The organism is Castellaniella sp., assembly GCF_041675725.1.
In the GTDB taxonomy this organism is placed as follows: Bacteria; Pseudomonadota; Gammaproteobacteria; order Burkholderiales; family Burkholderiaceae_B; genus Castellaniella.
In genome coordinates this window covers 39,986-58,417 of sequence record NZ_JBAYTI010000011.1, presented here as the reverse complement: position 1 = coordinate 58,417, position 18,432 = coordinate 39,986, and the positions used below count along the sequence as shown (strand labels likewise).

The following is an 18,432-nucleotide window of genomic DNA, read 5'->3' as shown; positions in this document are numbered from 1 at the left end:
CCGCCATTAAACCATTCACATCGTTCAATGTCAAACTTGACCCTGCTGCGCTTGCCTTGCCGTCCAGCACGCCAGAGTGCCCCGGAACACCGTGCCGGGCCACAGCCCCGCACCGCCCCAAAAAGGCCACCAGCGCAAGGGTTAACCCTGCCCTGAACCGCAAAGAAACAGGAATATAGCACGCCAAATGGCACCGGGCAAGAACCGCGCAAAACCGCGCGGCGGGGCGCAATCAGCCTACAATGCCGTGTCTCCACCCAGTCGGCCAATGTCTTGTCCGCTTCATAGCCCGCGACCCGCATCCCTCCCATGCTTTCTTATCTGATCACGATCTGTGTGCGCAGCGTGCGCATGTTCACGACGGTGGCACGGATCATGCTGCCGGTGATGCTCATCGTGTACATCGCCGATCGGCTGGGGCTGGTGCGTCTGTCAGGGGAAGTTCTCGCACCGGTGATGGGCCTGCTCGGGTTGCCACCGGAAGCCGGCATCATCTGGGCCACCACCCTCCTGACCAACATCTATGCCGGCATGGCGACCATGGCCGTGCTGTCCGACAACCTGCAAATGAACGTCGCCCAGATCAGCGCGCTGGGCGCGATGATGCTGTTTGCGCACAACATACCCACCGAACAATCCATCGTCCGCAAGGCCGGGGCCAGCGCACTGATTACAGGCGGCCTGCGCCTGGGCATCGGCGCCCTGTATGGTGGCCTCACCGCCTGGATATGCAATGCCTTCGGCCTGCTGCAGGCGCCTGTGTCTCTGGCCTGGATGCACCACGACGAAGCGCTGCAACAAGGTCCGCAGGATTTTCTGACCTGGATCTGGAACACGGCGGAATCCATGGTGCTGGTCTTCGTCGTCATCGTTGCATTGGTTCTGCTGCTGGACGTTCTCGAGCGCTTCGGCATCACGCGCCAGATCACGCGCCTGCTAACCCCGGTGCTACGCCTGTCGGGCCTGGAAGAGCGGGCAGCCCCATTGACGACGGTCGGGGTGCTGCTCGGGCTGGCCTATGGCGGCGCCCTGATCATCGAAGCGGCGGACCGCGAGAACTTCAGCCCCCGCACACGCCTGCTGGCGCTGTCGTGGCTGTCGCTGTGCCATGCCCTGATCGAGGATACCGTGCTGATTCTGGCCATCGGTGCCGATATCTGGGTCGTGCTCGTGTTCCGCACGCTGGCCACGCTGGGAATCCTGGCCCTGATGGCGCGCCTGACGCTGCCCGGCACCCCATGGGGCAATCGGCTGCAGGCGGACGCGCGTCCGGGACGAGGCCCAGGGTGAACATCGCCCTGCCGCAGCTATCGGCCCGCCCCCTGCTTGAGCCACTGCGCATAGCGTTGGCGAAATTTTGCCAGTTTGGGGGCAATCACGTAGCGACAATAGCCTTGTTCAGGATTGTTTGCATAATAAGCATGATGCACCCCCTCGGCGGGCCAGAAAGGGCCCGCCATTTCGATGCGGGTACAAAGAGGGGCTTCGAACATCGCCGCGACTTCGCTGCGCAAGGCCTGGGCAAGGGCCAGCTGCTCGGGGGACAGCGCAAAGATCACGGACGCATACTGCGGCCCCACGTCATTGCCCTGCCGATCCGGCGTGGTGGGGTCGTGGCTGCCGAAAAACACCTCGAGCAGAGCCCGGCAAGGGATCTGATCGGGATCGTACGTCACGCGGATCACTTCCACGTGCCCGGTATCCCCCCTGCAGACCTGCTCATACGTCGGTTCGGGAAGCGACCCGCCACAGTAGCCCGGCACCACCTCAGTCACCCCGGCCAGCGCCTGGAAGACCGGCTCGAGGCACCAGAAGCAGCCACCTCCTAAAATAATCTGTTCCATTCATCGACCCTCGCGTTGGTCCTTGCCGTTTTTGATCAGGGTATCATCCCTTTTGCTTTGATTCAGGCCCCTGCCATGCTTGCCCCCCACATAGATCCCGTCGCCCTGCAGATCGGCCCACTGGCCATTCACTGGTATGGCTTGATGTACCTGGCCGGCTTCGGCATCGCCTGGCTTCTGGGGCGCTGGCGCATTCACCATCATCCTGGCCAGCTGACGCTGCGCGACCTCGAGGACATCATTTTTTACGGGGTGCTGGGGGTGGTGCTGGGCGGGCGGCTGGGTTACGCCCTGTTCTATAAACCCGCAGAATACCTGAGCAATCCTCTGGCGATCCTGGAAGTCTGGCAGGGCGGCATGTCATTTCATGGCGGCTTGCTGGGGGTGATCATCGCCATGCTGATTTTTGCCCGCCGCCGGGGCCTGACCCTGCTGACCCTGGGCGACTTCATCGTCCCCCTGATCCCGCCCGGCCTGGCTGCCGGCCGCCTGGGGAATTTCATCAATGGCGAACTCTGGGGGCGACCCAGCGACCTGCCGTGGGCCATGATCTTTCCAGGGTCACGCGACGACCTGCCGCGCCACCCCTCGCAACTCTACGAAATGGGCCTCGAGGGCCTGGTGCTATTTGCCGTGATCTGGTGGTTCGCACGCAAGCCCAGACCGACCGGACAGGTCAGTGCCCTGTTTCTGATGGGTTACGGCGTCTTCAGATTCGCCGTGGAGTTCACCCGCGAGCCCGATGACTTCCTGGGCCTGTTCGCCGGGTTCTCGATGGGCCAGATTTTGTCTGTACCCATGATCCTTATTGGGGCGATCCTGTTTTTTTGGTCAGCAAGGCGATCGACCCACTGACCGACACGGTGACACGTTCTTTTCCGCCTTCGACCGGCGCGGGGGCGGCATCGGCGGCCATGCTCAGCATACGGGCAGGCCCCGGCATGGGCTGGAAGCGCCCGGCGCCCGAGAGATCGATAGTACGCAAACGATAGCCGGCGAAGCCCAGCGCGTCGGTGAGCGCCTCGGCGCGGGCCCGGAAGGCCTTGACGGCCTGCCCGAGCAGCGCCTGCTCGGTCGCTGCCTGCCGGGCTTCGGAGACAGAGAAATACAACCCGCCAATGGCCATGTATTCGGCCTGCTCGGCAGCCAGCCCGGACACCCGTGGAAAATCCTGGGAAGTGAGGATGATTTCGGCCCTGCCCCGCCATTCGGTGATGCGCCCGTCCCGATCCGTGGACGGCCATAGGCGGTAGCTGCCGCTGTGTGCGGCGATGCCTTCATGGCCGGAGACGGCCTTCATGACCCCATCCAGCCGTTGGTTGAGCTGCTCGGCCACCGCCCCCTGCGAGGAACCCGCGAGTTCGGCCACCAAAGTGATCTGCACGGTGTCTTGATCGACTTCGGCGCTGGCCTCGGCCGACAGGTTGGCGAGCGGCTGCTGCGGGCCGCGATCACGCGCCTGCACGGCAAGCGGCGCCAGCAGGGCAAGCGCTGCCAGCCACAAGCCAATATGACGGTGTCTGTAGAGGAACGATTTCATGGGGATCCTGAAAACAAGGACCCGCCGCACGTGTGCGACGGGACCGCGTACAAAATATGCCGTTTCGCTGGCGCACGCCACACAGCACTGAAAAATGCCCCGCCTGTGCCGTCAAGGCCGGCATCCCGGAACCGGAGGTTCACGGTGGTCGCCATCAGCCAGGTTTTGGGCTATCCAGGTGAAGGAAGCTCACCCGCCTGTCAATCCGGCAACCGATGCCTTAAGCATTGGTTCAAGGAATGATAGGCCTGGTCACGAACACGGCAGGGACTTGATCGAACACCCACCGAACACGCTGGGTGTGAAAAGCCTTTTAAACGGTGAGGCCCGGAACCTGATCGAGCAAACCGTTCATGTCTTCAATTTTACTCTTGAAATCGCCCAAGGCAAGTTGCCCCAGCGGGCCATCGGGTGCGCGCATGGCGAGCAGTTCGTTGGCGATCTGTATGGCCGCCATCACCGCAATGCGCTCGGTGCTGCCGACCTTGCCCGATTGCTTGACGGTCTGCATGCGCTGATCGACCAGACGCACGGCGGCCAGCAAAGCGGGTTTTTCGTCGGCGGGGCAGGCCAGAGAGTAGTCGCGCCCCAGGATGGTGACATCCACGCGTTCCATGATCAGTTCTCCGCGCCCGGGAGGCGTTCGAGGATGAGCTCGATCTGTTGCTGTGCGCCGGTGGCGACGTCGATCAGACGGTCGCGCTCGGTGACGGTGCGATCGAGCTGGTTCTGCAGGGCCTGGGACCGGCCCTGGTGATCCTGCAGGCGGCTTTCGAGGTCTTGGCGGACCCGGTCGGATTCGAGGCGCGCGGCCTGAAGACCCTGTTCGTGCTCGGCCAGTTGCTTATTGGCCAGGGCCAGGGCCTTGCTGTCGCGAGCAGCCTGTTCCTGCATGTCCCGACACCGGTGTTCGAGTTCGGCGATGCGGGCCGCGCGGGTTTCGGACTCGGAGCGTGCCTGCTGCAGCAACGCCACGACCTGCCGAATGCGGGTAGCCAGTTTGTCTAGATCCTGTAGCATGCCTTCAGACCTTGGTGTGAGCCGATGGGGGGGGCGCCGGCATGGCCCCTTCAGGGCGCCGATGGTGCCGCAGATAGCGATTTTCCTGCCCGCGGGCAAACAGCAAACCCGAGAGCTCGTGCAGCGCCCGTGAATAGACGTCGCGCTTGAATTCTATGACGGCATCGAGGGGGACCCAGTACGTGTTCCAACGCCAGGCGTCGAATTCGGGGGTGGATGTCGCCCGCAGGCTGACGTCGCAATCGCGCCCCACCATGCGCAAAAGAAACCAGATTTGCTTCTGCCCGCGATAATGACCGCGCAGTTCGCGCCGGACATAATGATCGGGTACGTCGTAACGCAGCCAGTCTCGTGTCCGCCCCAGAATGCGTACGTGTTCGGCCTGCAGACCGGTTTCTTCGTGCAGTTCCCGGTACATCGCCTGTACGGGCGATTCACCCTGTTTGATGCCCCCTTGGGGGAACTGCCAGGCATGCTCCTTGATGCGCTTGCCCCAGAACACCTGGTTTTTGCGGTTGACCAGAATGATGCCGACATTGGGACGGTAGCCTTCTCGATCCAGCATGGGCCACCTCTGCCATGAATTCAATACAATTACCGTCGATTATACGTACCTACCGGGATCCCGACCATGCGCGCCAGCCAGTACCATCTGAATACCCTGAAAGAAGCCCCGGCCGAGGCCGAAGTCGTCAGCCATCAGCTCATGACCCGGGCAGGCATGATCCGCAAGATCGCGGGGGGCATCTACACCTACATGCCGATGGGCCTCAAGGTCCTTCGCAAGATCGAAGCCATCATCCGCGAAGAGATGAACCGTGCAGGGGCCATCGAGCTGCTCATGCCCGTGGTGCAGCCCGCCGAGCTCTGGCAGGAATCGGGGCGCTGGGAAGAATACGGCCCCGAACTGCTGCGTCTGCATGACCGGCATGACAGGGATTTCGTGCTCCAGCCCACGTCTGAAGAAGTCATCACCGACATCGCGCGCAACGAGATCCACAGCTGGCGCCAGTTGCCGCTGAATTTCTACCACATCCAGACGAAATTCCGCGACGAGCGCCGCCCCCGCTTCGGCCTGATGCGGGGCCGCGAGTTCATCATGAAGGATGCCTACTCATTCGACCGCAACGAGCAAGAAGCCCTTCTCAGCTATGAGCGCATGTATGAAGCCTATCAGCGCATCTTCACCCGCCTGGGCCTGAATTTCCGGGCCGTCGCAGCCGACACAGGTTCGATCGGCGGCACGCGCAGCCATGAATTCCAGGTCATTGCAGAGACGGGCGAAGACCTGATCGTCTACAACCCGAAGACGGACTACGCGGCCAACATCGAACTGGCGGATGCGCCCTGCCTGCTGCCGGCGCGCGAGGCGGCAGAGGTCCCCCTCGAAAAACGCGCGACACCGAATGCGCCCAAGTGCGATATCGTGGCCACCCAGCTGGGGCTGCCGCTTGCACGCACGGTCAAGGCCATCGTGCTGGCCGGCGAGCAGCCCGGCGCAGAGGCTCGTCTGTGGCTCCTGCTGGTCCGCGGTGACCACGACGCCAACGAAACCAAGATCGGCAAGCTGCCCGGCCTGGAGAACGGTTGGCGCATGGCCACCGAAGACGAGATCCTGACGACCTTCGGGTGCGAGCCCGGCTACCTGGGTCCGGTCGGGCTGACCCCGGGGGCCATCACGGTCGTGGCGGACACCACAGTGGCGCGAATGGGCAATTTCGTCTGTGGCGCCAACGAGGCCGGCTACCATCTCAGCGGGGTCAACTGGGGGCGCGATCTCCCGGAGCCCGACCTGATCGCGGATCTGCGCAACGTGGTGGCGGGCGATCCCGCCCCAGAGGGCGGCACGCTTGCCATTCAACGGGGCATCGAAGTCGGCCACGTATTCTTCCTGGGCGACAAGTACTCCCAGGCCTTGAACGCCACCTTTCTGGATTCGGACGGCAAACCGACCGTGCTCCAGATGGGCTGTTACGGAATCGGCGTCAGCCGCATTGCCGCTGCGGCCATCGAACAGAACCACGATGACCGGGGCATGATCTGGCCGCTCGCCATCGCGCCCTTCGAAGTGGTGATCTGCCCCATCGGGCTGGGTAAAAGCGACGCCGTGCGAGCGGCAGCCGACCGTCTGTACCAAAATCTGCTCGCCGAAGGCGTAGACGTGATTCTGGATGATCGCGATATCCGTCCGGGTGTGATGTTCGCGGATTGGGAACTCATTGGCGTACCCCTGCGGGCCACCCTGGGAGAGCGCAGCCTGAAGGCCGGCGCGGTCGAGATCCAGGCCCGCACGGACGCCCAGGCCGAAGCAATACCCGTCGACCAGGCACTGGGCCACATCCTGCAACGGCTGAAGGCAAGCCGCCTTCAGGACACCCCCTGAACCCGGCCGCGGCGCCCAGGCCGCGGCCTGTCACAAGGCCTCACCAAAATCATGTCCGCCGACACACCTGCCCGTTACACCGAATGGCCCGTTCGCGTATATTACGAGGATACCGACACCGGGGGTGTCGTGTACTATGCCAATTACCTCAAGTTCTTCGAGCGCGCCCGTACCGAATGGCTGCGCGCGCTCGGGCTTGATCAACGCATGCTTGCGATACAAGAACACTTATTGTTTGTAGTCCGGCGCGCGGACATGGCCTGGCGGCAACCCGCGCGTCTTGATGACCGTCTCACGATCCGTACACGCATGAGCGAACTGGGGGCGTCCTCGATGCTGTTCGAGCAGCAGGCGTGTCGCGACGGCACCATACTGGCGGACGGCCAGATCCAAGTCTGCACCGTGAACGCCGGCAGCTTCAAACCCGTGCGTATTCCCGCTACCCTACGCATTCTTTTGCACAAGGCACAGTAACCAAATGCAAGCCACTAGCGATCTGTCGCTGCTTTCCCTCATGGGCAATGCCAGTCTGCCCGTCCAACTGGTCATGCTGCTTTTGCTGATCGCCTCGATCGTGTCGTGGGCCTTCATTTTCAGTAAGTGGTCGGCACTGAAACGGGCTGATGCACAAACCAGCCGGTTCGAGGAAGATTTCTGGGCGGGGGGCGATCTCACCGTTCTGCAGCAGGCCATCGCCAGCCGGCGCAGCGAGTATGGCGCCTTGGCGCGCATCTTTGATTCGGGCATGACAGAATACCTTAAAGCCCGTCGGGCACAAAGCCGCGGCGACACCTTGCTCGATACGCCACGCAGAGCCATGAAGGCGGCTTTTCAACGCGAGATGGACAGCCTCGAAACCCATCTCAATTTCCTCGCATCGACCGGATCGGTCAGCCCGTATGTCGGCTTGCTCGGTACGGTGTGGGGCATCATGCACGCGTTCATGGGCCTGTCCACGATGCAGCAGGCGACCTTGGCCGCCGTAGCCCCCGGTATTGCCGAAGCGCTGATCGCGACCGCCATCGGCTTGTTTGCGGCCATACCCGCCGTACTGGCGTACAACCGCTATACCAGCAAGATCGACAGGCTGGCCATGCGTTTTGAAAGCTTCATGGACGAATTCCTGAACATCCTGCAGCGACAGGTGCACTGATGAACACATTGAACAATCGCCGCCGCCGGCGCCTGAACAATGACATCAACGTCGTACCGTACATCGATGTCATGCTCGTGCTGCTGGTCATCTTCATGGTGACGGCGCCGATGATCACGCCAGGGCAGATCGAATTGCCCACAGTAGGCACGGCTTCGGAAGTCCCGCTCACACCGGTAGAAGTCCAGATCGACGCCCAAGGGCGCCTGGCAGTTCGGCTGCGCGAAGGTTCGGCTGCGTTCCGGCCAGTGGACAAGGCCAACCTGCCCGCCGAGATCCAGGCATTGGCCGCGCCGGACGCACCCGTTGTGATATCGGCCGATGGCCAGGTGCCCTACGAAACAGTCATGCACATCATGGACCAACTGCGTGACGCGGGCGTCGCCCGCCTGGGCCTGCTGGTCAACCAGAATGCCCAGGCACGCCCCTGAGGCACCCCGATGGCCACGCCTGCTTCATGACTCAGCCCGATCCAGATCTCGTCCAACGCAAGCGCGCTCAGCGCCCCCCTCGCGATGACCAGTACGGCGTATTGCTCTCGCTGCTCGCGCATGGCCTGCTGATCCTGCTCATGGTGTTCGGGTTTGCCAGTGCACCCGATAATCCCGGCCCCGTCCAGGTCGAATTGTGGGCCCGAGGCACGGACACGGCGGTTCCTACGGACCTACCCGAAGTCAATACATCGGAGCCGGAACCCGAACCGCTATCCGAGCCCGAACCCGAACCTGAAACCGAGCCCGCGCCAGAAGTGGACCCCGAACCAGAGCAGGTCCCCGAGCCAGAGCCCGAGCCAGAGCCCGACAGAAGTGCAGAACTGGCGGCCGAGCTGGCCCAGCAACAAGCGCTGGCTCAGCAGGCCGCAGCCCATGCTGCCCAGCAGGCGCTCGAGCACGAAGCGCAGGTCGAAAAAGCCCTGGCGGAAGCACGGGCAGCCGCACAGGCGCGCGAAGAGGCGGAGATCGCTTTGGCCAAAGAGCGCAAAGCACGCGAGGAAATGGAGCGCAGGCTGGCCGAACAGGCTGCCCGTGAAGCCGAAGAAAAGGCGGCGGCCGAGAGAGCCGCTGCGGAGAAGGCCGCTGCCGAGAAAGCGGCTGCTGAGAAAGCCGCTGCCGAGAAGGCCGCCGCCGAGAAAGCCGCTGCCGAGAAGGCCGCTGCCGAGAAGGCCGCTGCCGAGAAGGCCGCCGCTGAGAAGGCCGCCGCTGAGAAAGCGGCTGCCGAGAAAGTGGCTGCCGAGAAAGCCGCTGCCGAGAAGGCCGCCGCTGAGAAAGCCGCCGCTGAGAAGGCGGCTGCCGAGAAGGCCGCTGCCGAGAAGGCCGCTGCCGAGAAGGCCGCTGCCGAGAAAGCCGCTGCCGAGAAAGCCGCTGCCGAGAAGGCCGCTGCCGAGAAGGCGGCGAAAGAAAAGGCTGCAAAGGAGAAAGCGGCCAAGGAAGCAGCCGCCCGTCGCGAAGCCCTGGAAGCCTTGCGCAGTGATGCCCTGCAAGCCGCCGGTATCCCGGATGGCAATGCCAACCGCAACCAACGCGGTGGCGGTGGCAACGATGGCTATGCTGCAAAAATCCGGGCGTGCGTGCAGCCCGGCGTCATCTACAATGTCCCGGCACAAACCGGCACGCAAAACCCAACCAGTCTGTTCCGGGTTCACCTGGAAAGCAACGGGCAGGTACGTCAGGTCGAACTGATCCGTTCCTCTGGAATTTCACGTTTTGATGGCGCCGTCCAAAAGGGCATTCTGGCGTGCTCACCCTTCCCCAAGCCGCCCGGCGGCAAATATCCATCGTATATTGATGTAGATTACCGGATGTATGATCAAGGAGGTCGTTGACCATGGACGGATTCACAAGACACTTTTGGCGGTACGCTGTCGGGCTGGCCCTGACCCTGTTGCTGGCCCTGGGGCTGTCGGGGGTCGCGACAGCGCAGTTGCGTGTCGATATCTCGGGCGTCGGCGCCACTCAGTACCCCATTGCCATCGCTGACTTTTCCGGTTCGGCAAACGCGAACATGGTGCCCGAGGTGATCCGCGCGGATCTCACACGCTCCGGGCAATTTCGCCTGATCGGCACGTCGGGTGCCTCGCTCGACGCCGGCAGCACCATCGATTACGCAAGCTGGCAAGGACGCGGCGCAGACTATCTGGCCTACGGTTCCGTGTCGCAAAGCGGCGATCACTATACATTCGAATACCGGCTGGTCGACAACGTGCGCAAGGCCGAACTCGACCAGGCCTCGATCGACGGCACCGAGTCGGATATGCGGCGCATCGCCCACCAGATTGCAGACCGCATCTACGAAAAAATCACCGGTATTCGTGGTGTGTTTTCGACGCGAATCGCCTACGTGTTGCAGGCAGGCAACAATTATGAGTTACAAATTGCGGATGCGGATGGCCAGAACCCGCAGGTCATGCTGCGCTCCAAACACCCCATCATTTCACCCGCCTGGTCGCCCGACGGCAAGCAGCTCGCCTACGTCAGTTTCGAGTCGGGCAAGTCAGTCATCTACATCCAAACGCTGGCGACCGGCCAGCGCCAGCCCGTCTCCAACTTCAAGGGCAACAACAGCGCACCGGCCTGGTCGCCCAACGGCCAGAAGCTGGCCATCGTACTCTCCAAGGATGGCATTTCGCAGATCTACACCATCAACACCGACGGATCCGACCTGCGCCGTCTGATGCGCTCGCCACTGATCGACACCGAACCCAGCTACGCACCGGACGGCCAGTACCTGGTGTTCACCAGCGACCGGGGGGGCAGTCCGCAGATATACAAGGTGGCGGCCGACGGCGGCGATGCACAGCGCCTGACCTTTTCGGGAAGTTACAATATCTCACCCAAGGTCTCGCCAGACGGCCAGCAACTGTTGTACGTTACTCGAAGCAATGGCGCCTTCAGGCTCGCCACCCTTGGTTTGTTCTCAGGCACCGAGCAAATACTCACGGACGGGCCTGATGACCAATCCCCCAGCTATGCACCCAATGGCATGCAGGCACTCTATAGTGCTATCCAGAATGGGCGCAGCGTGCTGGCGGTCACGTCGATCGATGGACGCGTTCACCAGACTCTTTCAGTGCTCAACGGCAAAGTCAGTGAACCCGCCTGGGGCCCATTCACCCACTGATTTTTCCGTGTGACTCTTTCAAAAGGACTTCAAATGAGCTCGCGCATTATCCGGACCTTGACCATCGCCGCTGCTGTAGGGGCATTGGCCGCCTGCAGCTCGGTGCCGCTGGACGAAAACGGTGCCGGCAGCGGCATGGATTCGTCGGTATCCACCGGCCAGGTCATGGATCCATTCAACCCTCAGAGCCCCCTTGCGCAGCAGCGGTCGGTGTACTTTGAATTCGACAGCTATACCGTGCCCGACCAGTACCGGGGTGTCGTCGAAATGCATTCGGGCTACCTGACCAGCCATCCAGGGCAAAACGTGCGGGTCGAAGGCAATACAGACGCCCGGGGAAGTACAGAATATAATCTGGCCTTGGGCCAGCGCCGCTCGGATGCCGTGGCGCGCATGATGACGCTGCTGGGTGTCAATGCAAACCAGGTTGAAGCCATCAGCTTCGGCAAGGAACGTCCCAAGGCATTGGGCAACACCGAAGCCGATTACGCCGAAAACCGTCGCGCCGACTTCAACTATCTGCGTTGATCACGGTCGGGCAGCACTGGCGCCGCGGCAGTCGTGCTGCGGCGTTTTTCTTTGGAACCGACATGCTTACAGCCTATTTGCCCCTCTCCGCGCGAGCCAGCGTGCTCGTATTGGCCCTGTCCCTGCTCAGCCCGGCAGCCCAGGCGTTTTCGGACGACGAAGCACGCCGCGCCATCATCGAGCTCAGGGCACAAATCAAGCAGATGAACGAACAAAGCCAGCAAGCACGCATCCAGCTGTCCAACCAGATGGACCAGCTGCAGCAGGAAGTCGCTGCCCTGCGCGGCCGCATCGAGGAAATCGGCGGTCGGCCTGCTGCTGCGCAACGGGCCGCGGGCCCACAAGCGTCCGCAGGCGCAGACCCTCAGCAGCGGGCCGTCTACGAGGCCGCGGCCGATCTTTACCGGAATGGCCGCTATGCCGAGGCGGCCTCCGGCTTTGCCAGTTTCGTGGGTTCTTATCCCGATAGCCCCATGATCGGTGATGCACTGTTTTACCTGGGCAGCAGCCAGTACGCCTCGAAGCGCTTTGCCGATTCAGTCAAATCAATGAACACGTTGGTTCAGCAACATCCGAATGATCCCCACGCACCCGACGCGCTGCTGGTGGCGGCCATCAGCCAGATCGAGCTGAACGACATGAAAGGGGCCAAAGCCAGCCTGCAGCGTATCCTGGACGACTACCCGGGCAGCTCGGCCGCCGAAACCGCGCGCAACCGCATCAAGCTGCTTTGATGGCTTCCGGGTCCAGCGCACGACACGGGCCCGGCGCGGATATCGGCGAGGCCGTCCGGATCCGCACGCTGTCGTCGGGGCCCCTGCACTATGTCCAGGCCGGCCAAGGCGACCCAGTGCTATTGATCCACGGCTCTTTGTGTGATTATCGCTATTGGCGCTGGCAGATCGCGGCACTGCAACCCGGCCATACCATCATCGCGCCCAGTTTGCGCGGGTGCTGGCCCGCCGTCGGGCGCCATCCCCAGAAAGGCTATGGTGTCATGGCGCACGCGCGCGACCTGCAGGAACTCCTGCACGCCCTGGATTGCGGCGCCGCGCATATCGTGGGCCATTCTCGCGGTGCCGAGGTCGCCTGGGCCCTGGTGCGCCAGGCGCCCGGGCTCTGTCGCAGCCTCACGCTGGCCGACCCTGGCTTCCGGTTCGCCGACGAGCCGGAAAGCCCGCCCTTCTACGCGCAGACCGCCATCACCTTGCAGCAAGGTGATACCACAGCGGCACTGGCGGAATTCGTGGACACCGTGAACGGGGCCGATACCTGGCGCAAAATGGTGCCCTGGTTCAAGGAAATGGCCCAAGACAACGCCATGACCCTGCTGTCCCAGGTGCAAGAGCAACGCCTGGTGATCACGGATGCCGAAATGGCCCGGCTGGCCCTACCGGTCCTGCTGATCGGCGGCGCCCAGAGCCCTGCAAAATACGGGCAGCGGCTAGAACGCCTGGAGCGGCTTGTGCCCAATGCCAGGCGTACGCGTATTGCCATGGCGGCGCACGGCATGAACCTGGCCAACCCACGCGCCTTCAACCGCGCGCTGCTGGGTTTTTTCGAGACAGCCCGCTGCCAGACATCGAGCCCGCAGGCGCTGCAGACCGCGCTGCCGGACCATTCCGGCGGTTAATCGGCCACACCCACGATGCGCACGGCGCAGTGTACTATGGGCCTCTCATGGGCATCTTGCCCATTAATTTCGATCGACAACCATCCACGACCTTCTTGCCATGGCTCATCCGCAACCGGTTCCCTGCATCACGCCCGAAGCATTCCAGGACCTGCTCGACCGGCAGCACCCGTTTTCGAAGATACTGCGTGCAGACATACAGGAAATCGGCCACGGATGGGCGCGGCTGCGCCTGCCGCCCAATCCGGACAACCAACGCCTGGGCGGGATCGTGGCCGGCCCCATGCTGATGGGCCTGGCCGACCTGGCCCTGTACGCAGCCATCGTAGGCGCCACCGGCGCCGCAGAAGCCGTGACGGCAAGCCTGACGATCAATTTCCTGCGCGGTGCGCCATCCGGAGGCATCGTGGCCGAAGCCCGGATATTGAAAACCGGCCGCATGACGGCCGGTGAGGCTCTGTTGTTGCCCGACGGGGGCGGGGATCCAGTGGCGCAGGTCATCAGCACCTGGTCGATCCCGCGCCCCCGGGGCGCCTAGCCCAAGTGTTCAGCTCTTGCGCTTAGCTCTTGTTGAGCTTGCCAACGACCCCTTCGACATAGTAGTCCATGGCATTCAACCCGTCGTCATCCAGGGCGCCTTCCGCCAATACCACGCGACCGTCATTGGTCTTGATCGGCGCGGCAAAGGGGTTGAGCTGACCGCTGGCGATGTCTTCTTCCATGGTCTTGAGCTTGGCCTGGAGATCATCGCCGACATCCGCACCAAAACCTTCCAGATCGACCATGCCTTCTTTGAAGCCCCCCCACAACTGATCCGGCTTCCAGGTGCCGTCCAGCACGGCCTGCGCGGTGCGGGTGAAATAAGGCCCCCAATGATGGGTCACCGCCCCCAATTGAGCGGTAGGACCGAACTTCTGCATGTCTGAATGATACGCAATAGCGCGCTTGCCCCGCTCTTCGGCAGCCTGGACCGTGGCCGTGGAGTCAGTGTGGTGGGTGACGATATCCGCACCCTGATCGAGCAGGGCCAGGGCGGCATCGCGCTCTTTGCCCGGATCAAACCAGCTGTTGACCATGATCACGCGAACTTCGGCATCCGGCTTGACGCTACGCAGGCCCCGCGTGAATGCGTTGATCCCCTGCAGGACTTCGGGGATCGGATAGGCGCCCACATAGCCGACCACGCCGGTATCGGTCTTGTGTCCAGCCAGGACACCGGCCATGTAGCGGGATTGATAGAAGCGGGCGTTGGTCGTGCCGACGTTGGGTGCCGTCTTGTACCCGGTCGAGTGCACGAACTTGACGTCCGGAAACTGCTTCGCCACCTTGATGGTGGGATTCATGTAGCCGAATGATGTCGTGAAGATCAGCTGATTGCCCTGCTGAGCCAGGTCGCGAATCACGCGCTCGGCATCGGCGCCCTCGGGTACGTCTTCCACGACCTGGGTGATCACGCGGTCGCCAAGCTGCTCGAGCATGTACTTGCGGCCCAGGTCCTGCTGCCAGGTCCAGCCGGCCTCGCCGATCGGGCTGACATACACGAAACCAATTTTGAGGGGTTCTTCGGCCATGGCCGGGCCGGCAGCCCACAGGCAGGCCGTGGCCGTGACGGCGGCTGCGAAGACATGACGCAAACGTAAGGATTTCATGAATGAGATCTCCGTAATGAAATGATCAGCGGTTGGGAATGAACGCGCGGCCCAAGGATGCGGGCATGTTGATACGGATCCAGTCCACATTGCGCGAAATGAGGACGAGCACGAGAATCGTGGCCAGGTAGGGCAGCATGGACAGCAGCTGCGATGCAATGGGCACCCCAAGTGCCTGCATGTGAAAGGTCAGTATAGTGATGCCGCCGAACAGATAGGCCCCCACCAGGACACGCATGGGCCGCCAGGTCGCGAATGGGGTCAGTGCCAATGCGATCCAGCCGCGTCCCGCGACCATGTTTTCAACCCACATCGGGGTATACACGAGGGACATGAACGCGCCCGCCAGGCCGCAGCACGCGCCACCGAACAGCAACGCGGCCAGGCGAATGCGCCGCACCGGATAGCCCAGGGCATGGGCCGACTCGGGCGATTCGCCGACAGCGCGCAGGACCAGACCGGCCCGCGTACGATATAGGAACCAGCTCAAGCCCACGGCCAGTGCGACGGTCGCGTAGACCAGCGGGTGCTGCTGGAACAGCGCCTTGCCCAGGAACGGGATGTCGGACAACCCTGGAACCGCCCATGACGACGCCTTGAGCGTGGCACCGACATAGGGCAGGCCAATAGAAGCCGACACGCCGACCCCGAAGATCGACAGCGCCAGGCCACAGGCGATCTGATTGGCACTGAGCCAGACGACCAGCCAGGCGAACCCGCCAGCCATGACGGCACCTGCCAGGGCCCCGGCGACGAAACCGGCAAGCACACTGCCACTTTCTACCGCCACGGCAAAGCCCAATGCCGCCGCAACCAGCATCATCCCCTCGGAACCCAGATTGATGACGCCGGACTTCTCGTTGACCAGCAGGCCCAATGCGGCGAGCATCAGGGGCGTGCCCGCCATCATGGCGGCTGCGATCAGTGGAGCCAGTGCATCCATGGCCTCAGGACCTCCAGCGCAAGCGTTGATGAATCAGCACGTCACAAGCCAACAGGGAAAACAGGAGAATCCCCTGGAAGATGCCGGTGATCGCACTGGGCATACCCAGCCGGGTCTGTGAGAGTTCGCCGCCGATATAGAAGAGAGCCATGATGAAGCTGGCAAAAATGACACCAATCGGATGCAGCCTGCCCACGAATGCCACGATGATGGCGGCAAAGCCGTAACCTGGCGATACCGACGGCGTCAGCTGGCCGATCGGACCCATGACTTCACAGGCGCCCGCCACCCCCGCCAGCGCCCCCGAACCCAGCAGGCAGCCCCACAGCGCACGGCGCGAAGAAAACCCGGCATAACGGGCCGCCAGCGGCGCCAGCCCCCCTACCGTGAGGCGAAAACCGGCCAGCAGGCGAGCGAGAAACAGCCACGCCCACAACGCCACCAGCCCCGCCAGGATAATCCCCACGTGCAATCGTGTACCGGGCAGGATGGGCAGGAGAAAGTCGTCATCGAACATGCGTGACTGCGGAAAACCAAAGCCATCCGGGTCGCGCATCACGCCATGTACCAAATAACTGAGGAGCAGTTCGGCCACATAGACCAGCATCAGCGACACCAGGATTTCATTGGCATGAAAGCGATCCCGCAGCCAGGCCACGATGCTCGCCCAAAAAGCGCCGCCGACTGCGCCGGCCAGGACGGCCAGCGCAATCATCAGCCAGCCGCCCTGCCCGCCGCTCCCGTCATCGAAAGTCAGGACAAAGGCCGACGCCGCGATCGAGCCCACGACCAGCTGGCCTTCGGCGCCGATGTTGAACACGTTGGCACGAAAGCACAGTGCCAAGCCGATGGCACACAATAAAAGCGGTGCCATTTTGACCCCGATCTCGGCCCAGCCCTGCAGGCTGGACAACGGAGCAACAAGCAGCACATGCAGCCCCTGGACGGGAGACTTGCCGACGCCGATGAACATCAGCGCACCGCACAAGGCCGTCAGCAGCAAGGCCAGCAAAGGCGACAGCCACAGCATGCGCCGAGAAGGCTCGGCACGCGGCACCAATTCAAGCATGCTGCACCCCGGGCGCCGCCGCACCAGATGAGGCGGCCAGGTCACCGGCCCCTGGCCACAGGCCACTCATCCACTGGCCGATCTGCGCGCGCGTAGCTTCGCTGCGGGACAACGCCGGCGACATGCGCCCCTTGGCCATGACCACCAGGCGGTCGGAGAGCTCGAGGAGTTCGTCCAGCTCTTCGGAGATCAGCAGCAGGGCACAGCCTGCCTCGCGCAAGGCCAGCAATTCATTGCGGATGCGGGCGGCCGCACCGACGTCGACCCCCCAGGTGGGCTGCGCGATGATCAGGACGCGCGGCGCCGCGATCACCTCGCGACCTACGATGTATTTTTGTAGATTGCCCCCCGAAAGACTGCCTGCCTGTGCCTGCGGCCCGGGCGCCTTCACGCCAAACCGCCGGATGACGTCCGTTGTGAGACGGTGCACGGCGCCCTCGCGGATCCAGCCGCGACGTACGGTGTTCGGCCCCTGATGGGTCAGCAGCAGATTACGGCCCAGACTGAGCTCGGGTACGGCACCCCGCCCCAGCCGTTCTTCGGGCACGAATGCCATGCCGTGTTCGCGACGCCAGGAGACTGGCCGCTGCCCCATGGCCTGACCATCGAGCACGATGCTGTCGGGCCGCGCTCGGGTGTCTTCGCCGGACAGCACCCCCATGAGTTCTTGCTGACCATTGCCAGACACGCCGGCAACACCCAGGATCTCGCCCTCATGCAGGCCGAAGTGGATGTGCTCGAGGCGGGTGGCGAACGGATGCGCGCGCTCGAGATCCAGCCCTTGCACCTGCAGGCGCAGCGGCCCGGGCGCGCGGCTCTGGCGCACAGGGACCGGCAGATCGGCCCCTATCATGAGGCGCGACAGACTGGCTTCGGTTTCCTCGCGCGGGTCGCAGACCCCGGTGACCTTGCCCGCACGCATGACCGTGCAGCGATGGCACAGCGCGCGGATTTCGTCGAGTTTGTGGCTGATGTAGAGGATGCTGCAACCTTCGCTGGCCAACTGCCGCAAGACGTCGAACAGGCGCTGAACGGCTTGCGGCGTAAGGACGGAAGTGGGCTCGTCCAGGATCAGCAGCCGCGGCTTGCCAAGCAAGGCACGTACGATCTCGACACGCTGCCGTTCACCGACCGACAAGGTATGCACATGTCTTAGAGGTTCCACTTCGAGCCCGTACTGGCGCGCCGTTTCAGTGATCTGCCCCGCCAGCGTGGGCAGCGGCGTACCGGGTGGCAGGCCCAGTGCGATGTTCTCGACCACCGTGAGCGTATCGAACAATGAAAAATGCTGGAATACCATGCCCAGCCCCAACGCACGGGCCGCTGCGGGATTGTCGACCTGTACGGGCTGGCCATCCCAGTGAATCTCGCCGGCATCCGGGCGCACCACCCCATAGATGATCTTCATCAGCGTGGACTTGCCGGCGCCATTTTCACCCAGCACCGCATGGATTTCCCCAGGTTCGACCGCCAGATCGACGGCGTCATTGGCCAGTACGGCAGGATAGCGCTTGCTGATGCGGTGCAGAGCCAGGCGAGGGGGCATGGATGGA

At 63.1% G+C, this 18,432-nt stretch carries 21 protein-coding genes and 1 other RNA gene; 12 read left to right on the top strand and 10 right to left on the bottom strand.

All coding sequences use genetic code 11. The features are described from left to right. The first annotated feature begins 309 nt into the window (after window positions 1–309). Window positions 310–1,290, top strand: a complete 981-nt coding sequence (locus WCZ84_RS03705) for a nucleoside recognition domain-containing protein (RefSeq protein WP_372684913.1) — start codon at window positions 310–312, stop codon at window positions 1,288–1,290. 17 nt (window positions 1,291–1,307) lie between these two features. On the opposite strand, the gene msrA is transcribed toward WCZ84_RS03705, so the two are convergent. Continuing rightward, window positions 1,308–1,844 (bottom strand): peptide-methionine (S)-S-oxide reductase MsrA, encoded by a 537-nt coding sequence (gene msrA / locus WCZ84_RS03700; protein WP_372684912.1) that lies wholly within the window; start codon window positions 1,842–1,844, stop codon window positions 1,308–1,310. 75 nt (window positions 1,845–1,919) lie between these two features. Between msrA and lgt the strand changes: the two genes are divergently transcribed. Further along, window positions 1,920–2,699: a prolipoprotein diacylglyceryl transferase gene (lgt, locus tag WCZ84_RS03695; protein ID WP_372684911.1), complete on the top strand. Its 780-nt coding sequence runs from the start codon at window positions 1,920–1,922 to the stop codon at window positions 2,697–2,699. On the opposite strand, the gene WCZ84_RS03690 is transcribed toward lgt, so the two are convergent. The 5 genes from WCZ84_RS03690 to WCZ84_RS03670 all read right to left on the bottom strand — a co-directional run bounded on the left by WCZ84_RS03690 (window position 2,650) and on the right by WCZ84_RS03670 (window position 4,969). Next, window positions 2,650–3,384: an SIMPL domain-containing protein gene (locus WCZ84_RS03690; RefSeq protein WP_372684910.1), complete on the bottom strand. Its 735-nt coding sequence runs from the start codon at window positions 3,382–3,384 to the stop codon at window positions 2,650–2,652. The two genes, lgt and WCZ84_RS03690, sit on opposite strands and share 50 nt — an antisense overlap. Before the next feature lie 92 nt (window positions 3,385–3,476). Next, a non-coding RNA gene (gene ssrS, locus WCZ84_RS03685) (6S RNA) lies at window positions 3,477–3,657 on the bottom strand. A gap of 40 nt (window positions 3,658–3,697) precedes the next feature. After that, window positions 3,698–4,000, bottom strand: coding sequence for a cell division protein ZapA (locus WCZ84_RS03680; RefSeq protein ID WP_372684909.1), 303 nt, complete (start codon window positions 3,998–4,000; stop codon window positions 3,698–3,700). Window positions 4,001–4,002: 2 nt separating this feature from the next. Then, window positions 4,003–4,404 (bottom strand): hypothetical protein, encoded by a 402-nt coding sequence (locus WCZ84_RS03675; protein WP_372684908.1) that lies wholly within the window; start codon window positions 4,402–4,404, stop codon window positions 4,003–4,005. A gap of 4 nt (window positions 4,405–4,408) precedes the next feature. Further along, window positions 4,409–4,969, bottom strand: coding sequence for an RNA pyrophosphohydrolase (locus WCZ84_RS03670; RefSeq protein ID WP_372684907.1), 561 nt, complete (start codon window positions 4,967–4,969; stop codon window positions 4,409–4,411). Window positions 4,970–5,035: 66 nt separating this feature from the next. Between WCZ84_RS03670 and WCZ84_RS03665 the strand changes: the two genes are divergently transcribed. The 10 genes from WCZ84_RS03665 (at window position 5,036) to WCZ84_RS03620 (ending at window position 13,756) form a co-directional block, all read left to right on the top strand. Further along, window positions 5,036–6,787, top strand: coding sequence for a proline--tRNA ligase (locus WCZ84_RS03665; protein ID WP_372684906.1), 1,752 nt, complete (start codon window positions 5,036–5,038; stop codon window positions 6,785–6,787). A 51-nt stretch (window positions 6,788–6,838) separates the two neighbouring features. Beyond that, window positions 6,839–7,261, top strand: a complete 423-nt coding sequence (gene ybgC, locus WCZ84_RS03660) for a tol-pal system-associated acyl-CoA thioesterase (protein ID WP_372684905.1) — start codon at window positions 6,839–6,841, stop codon at window positions 7,259–7,261. 4 nt (window positions 7,262–7,265) lie between these two features. Further along, window positions 7,266–7,940: a protein TolQ gene (gene tolQ, locus WCZ84_RS03655; protein ID WP_372684904.1), complete on the top strand. Its 675-nt coding sequence runs from the start codon at window positions 7,266–7,268 to the stop codon at window positions 7,938–7,940. Continuing rightward, window positions 7,940–8,371, top strand: coding sequence for an ExbD/TolR family protein (locus WCZ84_RS03650; protein ID WP_372684903.1), 432 nt, complete (start codon window positions 7,940–7,942; stop codon window positions 8,369–8,371). The genes tolQ and WCZ84_RS03650 overlap by 1 nt, the downstream gene beginning before the upstream one ends. 26 nt (window positions 8,372–8,397) lie before the next feature. Next, complete coding sequence (gene tolA, locus WCZ84_RS03645) at window positions 8,398–9,762, top strand: cell envelope integrity protein TolA (RefSeq protein WP_372684902.1); 1,365 nt, start codon at window positions 8,398–8,400, stop codon at window positions 9,760–9,762. 2 nt (window positions 9,763–9,764) lie between these two features. Then, window positions 9,765–11,057 carry a Tol-Pal system beta propeller repeat protein TolB gene (gene tolB, locus WCZ84_RS03640; protein ID WP_372684901.1) on the top strand — a complete coding sequence of 431 codons (1,293 nt, stop codon included), beginning with the start codon at window positions 9,765–9,767 and terminating at the stop codon, window positions 11,055–11,057. 33 nt (window positions 11,058–11,090) lie between these two features. Then, on the top strand, window positions 11,091–11,585 hold the full coding sequence (gene pal, locus WCZ84_RS03635; protein WP_372684900.1) for a peptidoglycan-associated lipoprotein Pal: 495 nt from the start codon (window positions 11,091–11,093) through the stop codon (window positions 11,583–11,585). A 62-nt stretch (window positions 11,586–11,647) separates the two neighbouring features. Then, a complete protein-coding gene (ybgF, locus tag WCZ84_RS03630) occupies window positions 11,648–12,319 on the top strand; it encodes a tol-pal system protein YbgF (protein ID WP_372684899.1) in 672 nt (223 codons plus the stop codon). Then, on the top strand, window positions 12,319–13,218 hold the full coding sequence (locus tag WCZ84_RS03625; protein ID WP_372684898.1) for an alpha/beta fold hydrolase: 900 nt from the start codon (window positions 12,319–12,321) through the stop codon (window positions 13,216–13,218). Before ybgF ends, WCZ84_RS03625 begins: the two co-directional genes overlap by 1 nt. A 100-nt stretch (window positions 13,219–13,318) precedes the next feature. Further along, the gene (locus tag WCZ84_RS03620; RefSeq protein ID WP_372684897.1) at window positions 13,319–13,756 is read left to right on the top strand and encodes a PaaI family thioesterase; all 438 of its coding nucleotides are present in this window, start codon (window positions 13,319–13,321) and stop codon (window positions 13,754–13,756) included. Window positions 13,757–13,778: 22 nt separating this feature from the next. On the opposite strand, the gene WCZ84_RS03615 is transcribed toward WCZ84_RS03620, so the two are convergent. Genes WCZ84_RS03615 through WCZ84_RS03600 form a run of 4 tightly spaced genes read right to left on the bottom strand, consistent with a single transcriptional unit; the run spans window position 13,779 to window position 18,425 of the window. Further along, window positions 13,779–14,867, bottom strand: coding sequence for a BMP family ABC transporter substrate-binding protein (locus tag WCZ84_RS03615; protein WP_372684896.1), 1,089 nt, complete (start codon window positions 14,865–14,867; stop codon window positions 13,779–13,781). A 25-nt stretch (window positions 14,868–14,892) separates the two neighbouring features. Beyond that, window positions 14,893–15,810, bottom strand: coding sequence for an ABC transporter permease (locus WCZ84_RS03610; RefSeq protein WP_372684895.1), 918 nt, complete (start codon window positions 15,808–15,810; stop codon window positions 14,893–14,895). A gap of 4 nt (window positions 15,811–15,814) precedes the next feature. Further along, complete coding sequence (locus WCZ84_RS03605; protein WP_372684894.1) at window positions 15,815–16,879, bottom strand: ABC transporter permease; 1,065 nt, start codon at window positions 16,877–16,879, stop codon at window positions 15,815–15,817. Next, the gene (locus WCZ84_RS03600) at window positions 16,872–18,425 is read right to left on the bottom strand and encodes an ABC transporter ATP-binding protein (RefSeq protein ID WP_372684893.1); all 1,554 of its coding nucleotides are present in this window, start codon (window positions 18,423–18,425) and stop codon (window positions 16,872–16,874) included. The genes WCZ84_RS03605 and WCZ84_RS03600 overlap by 8 nt, the downstream gene beginning before the upstream one ends. Window positions 18,426–18,432 lie beyond the last annotated feature (7 nt).

Excerpts from the sequence above, each read along its gene's own strand:
- WCZ84_RS03670 (WP_372684907.1), bottom strand. The coding sequence starts at position 4,969 with ATGCTGGATCGAGAAGGCTACCGTCCCAATGTCGGCATCATTCTGGTC.
- WCZ84_RS03605 (WP_372684894.1), bottom strand. The coding sequence starts at position 16,879 with ATGCTTGAATTGGTGCCGCGTGCCGAGCCTTCTCGGCGCATGCTGTGG.
- pal (WP_372684900.1), top strand. The coding sequence starts at position 11,091 with ATGAGCTCGCGCATTATCCGGACCTTGACCATCGCCGCTGCTGTAGGG.
- tolQ (WP_372684904.1), top strand. The coding sequence starts at position 7,266 with ATGCAAGCCACTAGCGATCTGTCGCTGCTTTCCCTCATGGGCAATGCC.
- tolB (WP_372684901.1), top strand. The coding sequence starts at position 9,765 with ATGGACGGATTCACAAGACACTTTTGGCGGTACGCTGTCGGGCTGGCC.
- WCZ84_RS03625 (WP_372684898.1), top strand. The coding sequence starts at position 12,319 with ATGGCTTCCGGGTCCAGCGCACGACACGGGCCCGGCGCGGATATCGGC.
- WCZ84_RS03680 (WP_372684909.1), bottom strand. The coding sequence starts at position 4,000 with ATGGAACGCGTGGATGTCACCATCCTGGGGCGCGACTACTCTCTGGCC.
- WCZ84_RS03615 (WP_372684896.1), bottom strand. The coding sequence starts at position 14,867 with ATGAAATCCTTACGTTTGCGTCATGTCTTCGCAGCCGCCGTCACGGCC.
- WCZ84_RS03650 (WP_372684903.1), top strand. The coding sequence starts at position 7,940 with ATGAACACATTGAACAATCGCCGCCGCCGGCGCCTGAACAATGACATC.
- WCZ84_RS03690 (WP_372684910.1), bottom strand. The coding sequence starts at position 3,384 with ATGAAATCGTTCCTCTACAGACACCGTCATATTGGCTTGTGGCTGGCA.
- WCZ84_RS03705 (WP_372684913.1), top strand. The coding sequence starts at position 310 with ATGCTTTCTTATCTGATCACGATCTGTGTGCGCAGCGTGCGCATGTTC.
- WCZ84_RS03675 (WP_372684908.1), bottom strand. The coding sequence starts at position 4,404 with ATGCTACAGGATCTAGACAAACTGGCTACCCGCATTCGGCAGGTCGTG.
- ybgF (WP_372684899.1), top strand. The coding sequence starts at position 11,648 with ATGCTTACAGCCTATTTGCCCCTCTCCGCGCGAGCCAGCGTGCTCGTA.
- tolA (WP_372684902.1), top strand. The coding sequence starts at position 8,398 with ATGACTCAGCCCGATCCAGATCTCGTCCAACGCAAGCGCGCTCAGCGC.
- lgt (WP_372684911.1), top strand. The coding sequence starts at position 1,920 with ATGCTTGCCCCCCACATAGATCCCGTCGCCCTGCAGATCGGCCCACTG.
- WCZ84_RS03665 (WP_372684906.1), top strand. The coding sequence starts at position 5,036 with ATGCGCGCCAGCCAGTACCATCTGAATACCCTGAAAGAAGCCCCGGCC.
- WCZ84_RS03620 (WP_372684897.1), top strand. The coding sequence starts at position 13,319 with ATGGCTCATCCGCAACCGGTTCCCTGCATCACGCCCGAAGCATTCCAG.
- WCZ84_RS03610 (WP_372684895.1), bottom strand. The coding sequence starts at position 15,810 with ATGGATGCACTGGCTCCACTGATCGCAGCCGCCATGATGGCGGGCACG.
- ybgC (WP_372684905.1), top strand. The coding sequence starts at position 6,839 with ATGTCCGCCGACACACCTGCCCGTTACACCGAATGGCCCGTTCGCGTA.
- WCZ84_RS03600 (WP_372684893.1), bottom strand. The coding sequence starts at position 18,425 with ATGCCCCCTCGCCTGGCTCTGCACCGCATCAGCAAGCGCTATCCTGCC.
- msrA (WP_372684912.1), bottom strand. The coding sequence starts at position 1,844 with ATGGAACAGATTATTTTAGGAGGTGGCTGCTTCTGGTGCCTCGAGCCG.